Annotated in this window: 12 protein-coding genes; 5 read left to right on the top strand and 7 right to left on the bottom strand. The window is 61.3% G+C overall.

Annotated features, from left to right (window positions below; genetic code table 11):
- Positions 1-15: 15 nt before the first annotated feature.
- A complete protein-coding gene (locus HX783_RS01900; RefSeq protein ID WP_177015750.1) occupies positions 16-933 on the bottom strand; it encodes a LysR substrate-binding domain-containing protein in 918 nt (305 codons plus the stop codon).
- 145 nt (positions 934-1078) lie between these two features.
- On the opposite strand from HX783_RS01900, the gene gspG reads away from it, so the two are divergent.
- Both gspG and HX783_RS01890 read left to right on the top strand, forming a co-directional pair.
- Positions 1079-1528, top strand: coding sequence for a type II secretion system major pseudopilin GspG (gene gspG / locus HX783_RS01895; RefSeq protein WP_177015749.1), 450 nt, complete (start codon positions 1079-1081; stop codon positions 1526-1528).
- 103 nt (positions 1529-1631) lie between these two features.
- Positions 1632-1976: a hypothetical protein gene (locus HX783_RS01890; RefSeq protein WP_177015748.1), complete on the top strand. Its 345-nt coding sequence runs from the start codon at positions 1632-1634 to the stop codon at positions 1974-1976.
- Between the two features lie 60 nt (positions 1977-2036).
- Here HX783_RS01890 and HX783_RS01885 read toward each other — a convergent pair whose 3' ends face one another.
- Positions 2037-2273 carry a hypothetical protein gene (locus HX783_RS01885; RefSeq protein ID WP_177015747.1) on the bottom strand — a complete coding sequence of 79 codons (237 nt, stop codon included), beginning with the start codon at positions 2271-2273 and terminating at the stop codon, positions 2037-2039.
- Between the two features lie 226 nt (positions 2274-2499).
- On the opposite strand from HX783_RS01885, the gene HX783_RS01880 reads away from it, so the two are divergent.
- Entirely contained in the window at positions 2500-3057 is a 558-nt protein-coding gene (locus HX783_RS01880) for an NADPH-dependent FMN reductase (protein ID WP_177015746.1), read from the top strand.
- A 141-nt stretch (positions 3058-3198) separates the two neighbouring features.
- Here HX783_RS01880 and poxB read toward each other — a convergent pair whose 3' ends face one another.
- Together poxB and HX783_RS01870 are read right to left on the bottom strand one after the other, a co-directional pair.
- Positions 3199-4923 (bottom strand): ubiquinone-dependent pyruvate dehydrogenase, encoded by a 1725-nt coding sequence (gene poxB, locus HX783_RS01875; RefSeq protein WP_159955816.1) that lies wholly within the window; start codon positions 4921-4923, stop codon positions 3199-3201.
- 77 nt (positions 4924-5000) lie between these two features.
- The gene (locus HX783_RS01870; protein ID WP_177015745.1) at positions 5001-6233 is read right to left on the bottom strand and encodes an NADH:flavin oxidoreductase/NADH oxidase family protein; all 1233 of its coding nucleotides are present in this window, start codon (positions 6231-6233) and stop codon (positions 5001-5003) included.
- 72 nt (positions 6234-6305) lie between these two features.
- Between HX783_RS01870 and HX783_RS01865 the strand changes: the two genes are divergently transcribed.
- Positions 6306-6764, top strand: a complete 459-nt coding sequence (locus HX783_RS01865; protein WP_177015744.1) for a MerR family transcriptional regulator — start codon at positions 6306-6308, stop codon at positions 6762-6764.
- A gap of 61 nt (positions 6765-6825) precedes the next feature.
- Here HX783_RS01865 and HX783_RS01860 read toward each other — a convergent pair whose 3' ends face one another.
- Positions 6826-7320, bottom strand: coding sequence for a DUF934 domain-containing protein (locus HX783_RS01860; protein WP_017136920.1), 495 nt, complete (start codon positions 7318-7320; stop codon positions 6826-6828).
- Entirely contained in the window at positions 7304-8962 is a 1659-nt protein-coding gene (locus HX783_RS01855; RefSeq protein ID WP_159955822.1) for a nitrite/sulfite reductase, read from the bottom strand. The genes HX783_RS01860 and HX783_RS01855 overlap by 17 nt, the downstream gene beginning before the upstream one ends.
- 423 nt (positions 8963-9385) lie before the next feature.
- Between HX783_RS01855 and HX783_RS01850 the strand changes: the two genes are divergently transcribed.
- The gene (locus tag HX783_RS01850; RefSeq protein WP_177015743.1) at positions 9386-10453 is read left to right on the top strand and encodes an ABC transporter substrate-binding protein; all 1068 of its coding nucleotides are present in this window, start codon (positions 9386-9388) and stop codon (positions 10451-10453) included.
- Here the strand turns inward: HX783_RS01850 and HX783_RS01845 are convergent.
- On the bottom strand, positions 10450-10668 hold the full coding sequence (locus tag HX783_RS01845; RefSeq protein WP_159955826.1) for a DUF2970 domain-containing protein: 219 nt from the start codon (positions 10666-10668) through the stop codon (positions 10450-10452). The two genes, HX783_RS01850 and HX783_RS01845, sit on opposite strands and share 4 nt — an antisense overlap.
- Between the last annotated feature and the right edge of the window lie 23 nt (positions 10669-10691).

The following is a 10691-nucleotide window of genomic DNA, read 5'->3' as shown; positions in this document are numbered from 1 at the left end:
GCGCCGGGGGCGCGGCTAAGGCCCTGGTGGGGTGTTCGAGGCGCCGCCCAGCAGGGCCTCGGCTTTGAGTGTGATTATCTCCAGCAGCGCATTCAGTGCCGGCGTGGGTTCAGCGTCTTTCAAAATCAATGCGTAAAGGATGACCGGGATGGGCGGCGATAACGGGCAGGTATCCAGCCCGGCTTCCCGCGCGCCGGAAGCGGTGAGCGGGTCGACAATCGCCAAGCCTTCGCCGGCTTCGACCATGCTGCGCATCATCTGGTAGGTCTGCACCCGTGTCTGCACCACCGGCAGCGGGCGCAGCGCTTGCAGCTTGGCGTCCAGCAGGCGGCTCAACGGGTCATGCCCTTCGAGCCCGATCATCGACTGCCCGGCGAGGTCTTGCAGTGCAATGTATTTTTGCTTGGGCTTGAGCCAGCCATGGGGCGCGAGCAATTGCAGCTTGCCCTGAGCCAATACGCTGCTTTGGATTTGCGGATGTTCCGGGTCATGCAGGCTCAGGCCCACATCGGCCTCGTGCAGCAGCAGGCTCCTGACGATCTCCTTGGTCGGCTGGCTCGACAGGTTGCACGGTGTGTCCTGGAAGCGCCGGCGCAGCGCGGCGATGCTTTGCGGTAGCAATTGATTGGCCAGCGGTGGCGTGCACAGGGCGCGCAGGGTTGGCGCGTGATGGTGCTTGAGGCGGCTGGCCAGGCGTTGCACCGGCTCCAGCGCCTCATAGAGGTGGCCGATTGCGGCCTGCAGCTCAAGCGTCTCACGTGTCGCTTGCAAACGCCCGCGCACACTGGCAAACAGCATGAAGCCCAATTGCTGCTCGGCATCCTTGAGCATGGCGTCTACATCGCCCACGGGGAGTTGCAACCATTCGGCGGCCGTGCCGAGGTGTCCGGTCTGCAAGATGGCCTGAATCACTTCGATATGACGTAAACGCATCGCCGGAGTCTATGTTCAGTGCGGTGGGGTTTCAATGGCTGGGGAAAAAACAGCGCGGGTCGGCTACCGTTAAGCGTGCTCGCGACTGCAACCTGCAGGTCATACAAAGCGTGTAATAACCGACAAACCATCAGGGAGCCTTGCGATGTCCGGCAAAACCGCAGTCATTGGTAGCGTGCACACCCAGCGCGGCTTTACGCGTTGGGCGGTGCTGGTGGTGTTGGTCATTATCGGGCTGCTGGCCCTGGCGGTAGGGCCACGGCTGTTCGGCAATGTGACGCAGGCGGAAATTGCCCAGGCAAAGGCCCAGGTGAGCGAATTGGGCAAGGCGCTCGAGCGGTTTCATCAGGACACCGGTCGCTACCCTCTCGATGAAGAAGGCCTGGAGGTATTGATCACGCAACCTGCCGGTGAGGCGAAATGGAAAGGGCCTTACGTCAATGAAGACTTGTTGACGGACCCTTGGGGGGTTGCCTATCAGTATCACTATCCGCCCACTCAAACCCAAACACCTTTTGACCTGTTCTCATTCGGCAAGGACCGCACCCTGGGTGGTGTAGGGGATAACAAGGATATTACCTACGGCGACAACTGATTCATCTGGCAAAACCCGACCACCTGATTAGAATGGCTGCTCTGATCATCAACGACCAATGCCGGCTAGCCGGTACATAAAACAAAAACAGGTCTGGTCTCATATGCCTCTACCCTCGACATTCCTCGGGGTAACGGCCAAACAACTGCTGGTCTTGGCGACCGCCGGCTGCGTGGCTGCTTATCTCTTCAATAATCATGATGAACACACACCGGAAAACTTCGCGCTCGAGGCGTTTATCCGTTCTCAGGAACAGGTGGGCGAGCAAGTAGGCGCGGTGCTGGAGGTTGCGCTGGTCAGGCAGGTGGTGGCGTATCCCGCGTACGGCACGCCGGGCTACAAGCGTTCGCTGTATGCCGTGGAAGGGGAGCGGGGGCGGTTGCTGGTGACGCTCAAGCAAGTGGACGGCGAGCAGGGCGTCGAGGTGACGCAGTTGCAGCGGCCGTGATCGCCCGGCCCAGTCAATGCCGTCAATGGCCAGGACTGAGCTGGTAGATGAGGCGAGCTATTACGACGCGAGGACCGTAGGCGATTCGCGGGTGATAATGGTCCCCGACTGGATCAGTCTGAACTCTTCGCCATCCAGTTTCTCTACTCGATCGCCAATGGCCAGCTTGTAGGTAGTGGAGGGCGCCGAGCCAGCCAGGTCGCTTTGCGCCGGGTTGGATTCCTGGAACTCATGCACCGAATACACGCGTCCTTCCGCGTCTCTGGCATGAAACTGTCCGACAAGTACTGCAGCCATCTGTTTAGAACCTCTGGAGATAAACACTCGATTTGCGGTTCTGTAGACCGTCATGGAGCGGGGTAGTTTACCTATGGGAAAAAAATACTATTCTTTGATGTTTTCAGACGCTTCCTACGCGGGTGGGGCGTAGCAAACGGTGTTGGGCAGCGCAAAACCCCTGGTGAACCCGCCGCGAAGACTCTATAACTATTAGCTCCTTTAGTCAGACGTCGGGAAAACCTCAATGAGCAAGGTCTACACGATTGCCGTCCTGGTTGGCAGCCTTAGAAAAGAGTCGATCAACCGCAAGGTCGCCCTGGCCTTGGCCGAACTGGCACCCGCCAATCTCCAGTTGAACATTGTTGAAATTGGCGATTTGCCGCTCTACAACGAGGACATCGACGGAGCATCACCGCCCGCAGCCTACAGTACTTTCCGTAAACAGGTGAGCTCATCCGACGCGGTGTTGTTCGTAACCCCCGAATACAACCGTTCCGTGCCTGCACCGCTGAAGAATGCCATCGATGTGGGGTCGCGCCCTTATGGGCAAAGCGTCTACAGCGGCAAGCCGGGGGCGATTATCAGTGTGTCGCCGGGGGCGATTGGTGGGTTCGGCGCCAACCACCATCTGCGTCAGTCGCTGGTGTTTCTCGATGTGCCGTGCATGCAGCAGCCAGAAGCATACCTGGGTGGTGCGGGCAGTGTGTTCGATGAGGCCGGCAAGGTGTCTGAGAAGAGCAGGCCGTTCTTGCAGGCGTTTATCGATGCCTATGGCAAGTGGGTCGAGAAGCAGTCGGGCTAAGGCGGGTGTGGGAGCTGGCGTGCCTGCGATGCAGGCGCCTCGGTGGTGCAGTGTCACACCGTTGATGCCAGCGCAGGCAAGCCAGCTCCCACATTTGACCTAGAACGCTGGTCTACCCGCGCTGCCCGACGCCACTGAAACTCAGCGCAACCAGTTGGTACGCGCCAGCTCGATCACTTCGTCACCACGCCCGCTCATCACCGCCTTGAGCATGTACAGGCTGAAGCCCTTGGCCTGTTCCAGCTTGATGCTTGGCGGCATGACCAGTTCCTGTGTCGCCGTAACCACATCCACCAGCACCGGGCCGTCGTGGGCCAGGGCGCGGCGCAGCGCCGGTTCCAGGTCTTCGGATTGCTCCACGCGAATGCCGAGGATGCCCATGGCGTTGGACATGGCCGCGAAGTCCGGGTTTTTCAGCTCGGTGCCGGTGTCCAGGTAGCCGGCGGCTTTCATTTCCATGGCGACGAAACCCAGTGATGAGTTATCGAACACGATGACTTTTACCGGCAGTTTCAGCTGCGCCAACGAGATGAAATCGCCCATCAACATCGCGAAGCCGCCATCGCCGGACATCGAAATCACCTGTCGCCCAGGAAACGCCGCCTGGGCGCCGATGGCCTGCGGCATGGCATTGGCCATCGAGCCATGGTTGAACGAGCCGATCAGGCGGCGTTTGCCGTTCATCTTCAAGTAGCGCGCCGCCCACACGGTCGGTGAGCCGACGTCGGCGGTGAAGATGGCGTCGTCATCGGCCAGCTCGCTGAGCAAGCGCGCAACGTATTGCGGGTGGATCGGCCGGTCGGCCTTGGAAGGTTCTGCCAGGTCATCCAGGCCTTGGCGAGCTTTCTCGTAGTGCTTCAACGAGGTCTCGAGAAAGCGGCGATCAGTCTTGCGGGTCAGGCGCGGCAGCAGCGCGTCGATGGTTTCGCTGACATCCGCCGCGATGCCCAGGTCCAATGTGGCCCGGCGTCCTAACGCTTGCGGGTTGCGGTCGACCTGGATGATTTTTGCGTCGGTGGGGTAAAACTGGCGGTAGGGGAAATCCGTGCCGAGCATGATCAGCGTGTCGCAGTTGAGCATGGCGTGGTAACCCGAACTGAAGCCGATCAGGCCCGTCATGCCTACGTCGAACGGGTTGTCCCACTCCACATGTTCTTTACCGCGCAAGGCGTGCACCACCGGCGCGCCCAAGGCATCGGCCAGGGCGACCACTTGATCGTGGGCACCGGCGCAGCCGCTGCCGCACAGCAGGGTGACTTTTTCGCTGCTCTGCAGAATGTCGGTCAAGCGTTGCAGGTCCTGTTCCGCCGGCAAGGTGCGCGGTGCGTGCAGGGCCGGCCACGGCTTGAGCTTGTCTTCGACTTCCAGCAGTGACACATCGCCTGGAATCACCACCACTGCCACGCCACGATTGAGAATCGCCGAGCGCATGGCGCGGTGCAGCACCTGGGGCATTTGCTCGGGGTTGGTCACCAGCTCGATAAAGTGGCTGCACTCCTTGAACAGTTCCTGGGGATGGGTTTCCTGAAAGTAGTTCAGGCCGATCTCGGAGGAGGGGATTTGCGCCGCGATGGCCAGCACCGGCACATGGTTGCGATGGCAGTCGAACAGGCCATTGATCAAGTGCAGGTTGCCGGGCCCGCAGCTGCCGGCGCATACCGTCAGCTCGCCGGTGGCAGCCGCTTCGGCACCGGCGGCGAACGCGGCCACCTCTTCGTGGCGCACGTGCATCCACTCGATGCTGTCCATGGTGCGCAGGGCGTCGGTCAGGCCGTTGAGGCTATCGCCGGTCAGGCCCCAGATGCGCTTGATGCCCGCCTGTTCAAGGGTGGTCGCCAATTGCTGGGCCAGGTTGATTTTCGCCATGAAAAACTCCAATCGTCAGTGAGGTTAAAAGCTGCTGATCAATAGGGGACAGTTCGATCACGGCGGATGTTCACCCTTTAGTGTGAAGATTGCGTCATGGCCGCGCGGTATTGGCGTGTACGGCGGGCGATAAACCACTGATCGCGCACCAACGCCATGCACGGCGCGACGCTGGCCTTGGGCAGATGGCCGCGGCTGAGCCGGCGCATCTGATACCGCACCACGGCAAGCGTGGCGAGGGAGGCCAGGGGTTTGCGCTTCCAGTCAATGGGCTTGAGTTGCGGGTTGGGGTCACGGCCTTCGCGCCAGTGTTGGATCAATTGCGGCTCCAGTGTCAGCGCCGTGGCGATGCCGGCCATGGCGATGCCGCTGTCCAGCACTTGCTGCACGATGGGCAAGCGGCGAATGCCACCGGTGACCATCAGCGGCATGGTGGCGATGGTCGCTACGTCCTTGGCAAATTCCAGGAAGTACGCTTCACGGGCCAAGGTGCGCCCGTCCCGCGCGTCGCCCTGCATGGCCGGCGCTTCGTAGCTGCCGCCGGACAATTCCAGCAGGTCGATGGGCAGCGGGTTGAGCATCTCGACCACCGCGCGTGCATCCGCCTCGGCGAAACCGCCGCGCTGGAAGTCGGCGGAATTGAGTTTTACCGCCACGCAAAAGGTCGGGCTGACCGTGGCGCGAACCGCGTTGATCACCTCCAGCAGCAAGCGCGCGCGGTTCTCCAGCGAGCCGCCCCAGCGGTCGGTGCGCTGGTTGCTGAGCGGCGAGAGAAACTGGCTGATCAAGTAGCCATGCGCGCCGTGGATCTGCACCCCGGTGAACCCGGCTTTCTCGGCCAGGCGTGCGCTGGTGGCGAAGCGTTTGATTACGTCTTGAATCTCGGCTTCGGTCATCGCCTTGGGCTTGGCGAACATCTTCGAAAAACCGCCGAGGTCGAGCGCTACGGCAGACGGCGCCATGGCTTGCTGGCCCAGGTTGGCCATGGTCTGGCGCCCCGGATGGCTGAGCTGCACCCAGAAGTGCACGCCCTTGGCGCGGGCCACCTCGGCCCATTCGCGAAAGCTGTCCAGGTGCTGTTCATCTTCCAGCGCGACACCGCCCGGGCCGGTCATGGCGCGGCGGTCGATCATCACGTTGCCGGTCAACAGCAAGCCGGGCGCGCCGTCTACCCACGCCGTGTAGAGCTGTTTTAGTTCGCGCGACGGGGCCTGTTTGGCGTCGGCCATGTTCTCTTCCATCGCCGCCTTGGCGATGCGGTTGGCGAGGACCTGGCCGTTGGGCAGCTGCAAGGCTTCGAAAGGTGACATGCGTTGACTCCTGAGCGGGGGAGGCCTCAGGCTAAGCTTAAAGTTAACTTTAATGTCAAGCAGGGTGTGGCGATGAATATTGGTGAGCTGGCAAAGAGGAGCGGGTTGGCGGCGTCGCGCATTCGCTTTTATGAGGCCGAAGGGCTGATCAGCCAGGTGGGGCGCCAGGCCAATGGCTATCGGCGTTATTCAGCCGAAGCGCTGCAAACCCTGCAGCTGATTCAAAGTGCGCAGCAGGCCGGGTTCACCTTGCAGGAGCTTAAAGCGCTGATGCCGGCGCCGGGCGAGAGCAAGCGCGACGAATTGATTGAGGCTCTGGAGCGCAAGGTGGCGCAAATCGAAACGATGCAGGCGCAGCTGGCCCATAGCAAAGCTCAGTTATTGGGCGTGATCGAGGCGGTGCGGGCGCACCCGGCAGATGTGCCGTGTTCCATGGGGCAAAAGCAGGTGCTGGCGTCGATCACGCATGATCGTTCCCACGCTCTGCGTGGGAATGCCGCCTCTGACGCTCTGCGTCCCGCTGAAGAGTGACGCGGAGCGTCACGGGGATGCACTCCCACGCAGAGCGTGGGAGCGATCACTGCGCTAACGTTTAGCGACGACGGAACAGCGGCAACGGCTCATCCGTGGCGGCCTGGTACGTCACCGAGAAGTCCTTGAGGCTTTCCAGGGCTTCGTAAGGGTCTTTGTCGGCGCGCAAGGCGAAGGCATCGAACCCGCAGCGGCGCAGGTAGAACAGCTGGTCACGCAGCACGTCGCCAATCGCCCGTAGCTCGCCCTTGTAACCGTAACGGTCACGCAGCAGGCGCGCGTTGGAGTAGTTGCGGCCGTCGGTGAAGGCCGGGAAGTTCAGGGCGATGACCTGGAAGTGCTGCACGTCATCGCCGATTTCTTCGGCTTCTTCATCGGCGTCCAGCCACACACCCAGGCCGCCGTCGCGGGCCTTGAGGGCGTGGCCGTGTTCGCGCCACAGGGCCAGCGGCACGATCAGGTCGTCGCAGTTGGAAATACCGTCGAAGCTCGCGTCCTTGGGCAGCAGGTGCCAGGTTTCGTCGAGGACTTCGTTGTTCTTAATGATTCGCTGCATAGACGCGCTCCTTGAACAGGTCGATGCCGATGCGCTGGTAGGTGTCGATGAAACGCTCATCTTCGGTGCGCTGCTCAATGTACACATCGATCAGCTTGCCGATCACCTCGGGCATGGCTTCCTGGGCGAAGGACGGGCCGAGGATCTTGCCCAGGCTCGCATCGCGGCTGGCGCTGCCACCCAGGGACACTTGGTAGAATTCTTCGCCTTTCTTGTCCACGCCCAGGATGCCGATGTGGCCGACGTGGTGGTGACCACAGGCGTTCATGCAACCGGAGATGTTCAGGTCCAGCTCGCCGATGTCGAACAGGTAGTCCAGGTCGTCGAAACGGCGCTGGATCGATTCGGCAATCGGGATCGATTTGGCGTTGGCCAGGGAGCAGAAATCGCCGCCCGGGCAGCAGATGATGTCGGTCAGCAAGCCGATGTTCGGCGTGGCGAAACCGCCTTCGCGCAGCTCGCCCCACAGGGTGAACAGTTGGCTCTGCTCAACGTCGGCAAGAATGATGTTTTGCTCGTGGGAGGTGCGCAGTTGGCCGAAGCTGTAGCGCTCGGCCAGGTCGGCAACGGCGTCCAGCTGCTTGTCGGTGATGTCGCCCGGCGCCACGCCGGTAGGTTTGAGCGACAGGGTCACGGCGACATAGCCCGGCTTTTTGTGTGCCAGGGTGTTGCGGGTACGCCAGCGGGCGAAACCTGGGTGTTGCTGGTCGAGGGCTGCGAGCTCGGCGTCCTGATTGCTCAGGGCTTTGTACTCGGGGTCGACGAAGTGCTTGGCCACGCGCTGTACTTCGGCTTCGGTCAGAGTGGTCTGGCCGCCGCGCAGGTGTTCCATTTCAGCGTCGACTTTCTGGGCGAATACCTCAGGGGTCAGCGCTTTGACCAGGATCTTGATCCGGGCCTTGTACTTGTTGTCACGACGGCCGTAGCGGTTGTAGACCCGCAGGATCGCGTCGAGGTAGCTCAACAGGTCCTGCCACGGCAGGAACTCGTTGATGAACGCGCCCACCACCGGCGTACGGCCGAGGCCGCCACCGACCAGTACACGGAAACCCAGCTCGCCGGCTGCGTTGTGCACCGGCTCCAGGCCGATGTCGTGCACTTCGATGGCTGCACGGTCCGAGGTCGAGCCATTGATGGCGATCTTGAACTTACGTGGCAGGTAAGCGAATTCAGGGTGGAAGGTGGTCCACTGACGGACGATTTCACACCATGGCCGTGGGTCGATCAGCTCGTCGGCAGCGACGCCGGCAAATTGATCGGTGGTCACGTTGCGCAGGCAGTTACCGCTGGTCTGAATGGCGTGCATCTGCACGGTGGCCAGCTCAGCCAGGATGTCCGGCACGTCTTCCAGCGCCGGCCAGTTGAACTGTACGTTCTGGCGGGTACTGATGTGGGCGTAGCCCTTGTCGAAGTCGCGGGCGATCTTGGCCATCATGCGCGTCTGGCGTGAGGTCAGTTGGCCATAAGGCACAGCCACCCGCAGCATCGGCGCAAAGCGCTGAACATAAAGGCCATTTTGCAGGCGCAGAGGGCGGAACTCTTCTTCGCTCAGTTCACCTGCTAGGTAGCGTCGGGTCTGATCACGGAACTGCTTGACGCGGTCCTCGATGATGCGCTGATCGTATTCGTCGTATACGTACATATAGGTCCTGTTCTCGGCAAATCTGCGCGCACGGCCGCGCACTCCCAACGGAGCCGGCGCACGATACCAGTTTGCGTTTATGCGCAAAAGTGATGTTTGAGTATATGTAAATAACCAAATTGACTAATGAGAACCGTTATCGCGATACCCACATTTGTCATGCGGGCAATCGTCGACTTTACTGTGAGCGTGTTTGAGTGCAATCACCTATAAAACCGATAAGAGGCGATGCGATGAGCAATTCAACCAAAGCCCGTAAACCCGACAGTACCGTGGATGCCTGGGCGATTCTGTTCCTGATTATCCTGGTGGTCGGAACCGCCGTATTCTGGGTTAGCCACCAGTAAAAGAAGGGTGCTTGCGCCTCGATTGACTGTCGCATTGCCACTATGATGGCGATCAACATTCGAGGCACAAACAACCATGTTGAAGGTTCTGATTGCGTGTGTGTGGTTACTGGGGGCGGCGTACGGGGCGACAGCCCATGCGGCGTCAGTGGTATTTCTTAACCCCGGCACGTCCACCGAAACCTTCTGGGTCAGCTACGCGCAATTCATGCAGGCCGCCGCCAAGGACCTCGGCCTGGATTTGCGCGTGCGTTATTCCGAGCGCAATGCCGATAACACCCTGGCCCAGGCCCGCGAAGCGTTGCAGGGTGCCGAACGGCCCGATTACCTGGTGCTGGTGAACGAGCAGTACGTCGCCCCGCAAATTCTGCGCATGGCCCGAGGCAGTGGGGTGAAGTTGCTGATCGTCCATAACGCACTGACCGCCGATCAGGTGCAATTGCTCGATGCGCGTACAGACGCGCAGTGGATCGGCAGCCTGGTGGCCGACGACGAGCAGGCCGGTTACCTGATGCTCACCGACCTGTTGCGCCAGCATGGCCCCGTCGCGCCGGGTGCAACCCTCGACGTGCTGGCGTTTTCCGGCGCCAAGAACACGCCCGTTGCACAGCGACGCGAGCAAGGCCTGCGCCGCGCGCTGGCCGAACATCCCGAGGTGCGCCTGCGCCAGTTGGTCTACGGGGAATGGAGCCGCCAGCGCGCCTTCGAGCAAGCCACGCAGTTGTTCAGGCGCCACCCGCAAACAGCGCTGGTGTGGTCGGCCAATGATGAGATGGCACTGGGCGCGATGCAGGCCTTGCAAGACAGCGGGCGAGTGCCCGGCAAGGACGTGTTGTTCAGTGCGGTCAACAGTTCGCCGGACATATTGCAGGCACGCCTGGACGGGCGGCTGACCACCTTGGTTGCCGGGCATTTCACCCTGGGCGGGTGGGCGATGGTGCTGGTCAACGATGATGCCAAGGGCGTCGACATCAGCGCCTACGGCGGTCGCGACCGCCAGCAAGCCTTATTCCAGTTGATCGATAGCGACCAGGCCAAGCGCTTGCTGGGGCCGATGCCGCCGGTAGATTTTCGTGCGCTCTCGGCGGTCGGCAAGCCGGCGTCCTACCGTTACCCGTTCAGCCTGCAACTGCTGCTGCGTTAAACCCCGGCCAGGTGCAGCACCAGCTGGACGATGCCGAACAGCGTCAGCGCAAACACGGCCGTGAACAGGATGCCCAGCACGACAAAATGACTGGGTTTGCCATGGGTAAAGTCGCGCGCACGATTTTTTCCGCTCTGCACGCCAAAGGCGGCCGCCATCACGCTGTGCAGCATTTGCCAGAAGGTCGGCGGCTTGTTGTCGAGTGGATCGTCCATAAAACCCTCGTCACGAAGACTCT

It is taken from the genome of Pseudomonas sp. D2002 (assembly GCF_013385735.1).
Classification (GTDB): domain Bacteria; phylum Pseudomonadota; class Gammaproteobacteria; order Pseudomonadales; family Pseudomonadaceae; genus Aquipseudomonas.
This window is presented reverse-complemented; position numbering and strand designations above follow the sequence as displayed.

What these genes read in the sequence shown, in the direction of transcription:
- HX783_RS01880 (WP_177015746.1), top strand. Translation starts at nt 2,500, where the DNA reads ATGAGCAAGGTCTACACGATTGCCGTCCTGGTTGGCAGCCTTAGAAAA.
- HX783_RS01845 (WP_159955826.1), bottom strand. Translation starts at nt 10,668, where the DNA reads ATGGACGATCCACTCGACAACAAGCCGCCGACCTTCTGGCAAATGCTG.
- HX783_RS01855 (WP_159955822.1), bottom strand. Translation starts at nt 8,962, where the DNA reads ATGTACGTATACGACGAATACGATCAGCGCATCATCGAGGACCGCGTC.
- HX783_RS01885 (WP_177015747.1), bottom strand. Translation starts at nt 2,273, where the DNA reads ATGGCTGCAGTACTTGTCGGACAGTTTCATGCCAGAGACGCGGAAGGA.
- HX783_RS01850 (WP_177015743.1), top strand. Translation starts at nt 9,386, where the DNA reads ATGTTGAAGGTTCTGATTGCGTGTGTGTGGTTACTGGGGGCGGCGTAC.
- HX783_RS01860 (WP_017136920.1), bottom strand. Translation starts at nt 7,320, where the DNA reads ATGCAGCGAATCATTAAGAACAACGAAGTCCTCGACGAAACCTGGCAC.
- HX783_RS01900 (WP_177015750.1), bottom strand. Translation starts at nt 933, where the DNA reads ATGCGTTTACGTCATATCGAAGTGATTCAGGCCATCTTGCAGACCGGA.
- HX783_RS01890 (WP_177015748.1), top strand. Translation starts at nt 1,632, where the DNA reads ATGCCTCTACCCTCGACATTCCTCGGGGTAACGGCCAAACAACTGCTG.
- HX783_RS01870 (WP_177015745.1), bottom strand. Translation starts at nt 6,233, where the DNA reads ATGTCACCTTTCGAAGCCTTGCAGCTGCCCAACGGCCAGGTCCTCGCC.
- poxB (WP_159955816.1), bottom strand. Translation starts at nt 4,923, where the DNA reads ATGGCGAAAATCAACCTGGCCCAGCAATTGGCGACCACCCTTGAACAG.
- HX783_RS01865 (WP_177015744.1), top strand. Translation starts at nt 6,306, where the DNA reads ATGAATATTGGTGAGCTGGCAAAGAGGAGCGGGTTGGCGGCGTCGCGC.
- gspG (WP_177015749.1), top strand. Translation starts at nt 1,079, where the DNA reads ATGTCCGGCAAAACCGCAGTCATTGGTAGCGTGCACACCCAGCGCGGC.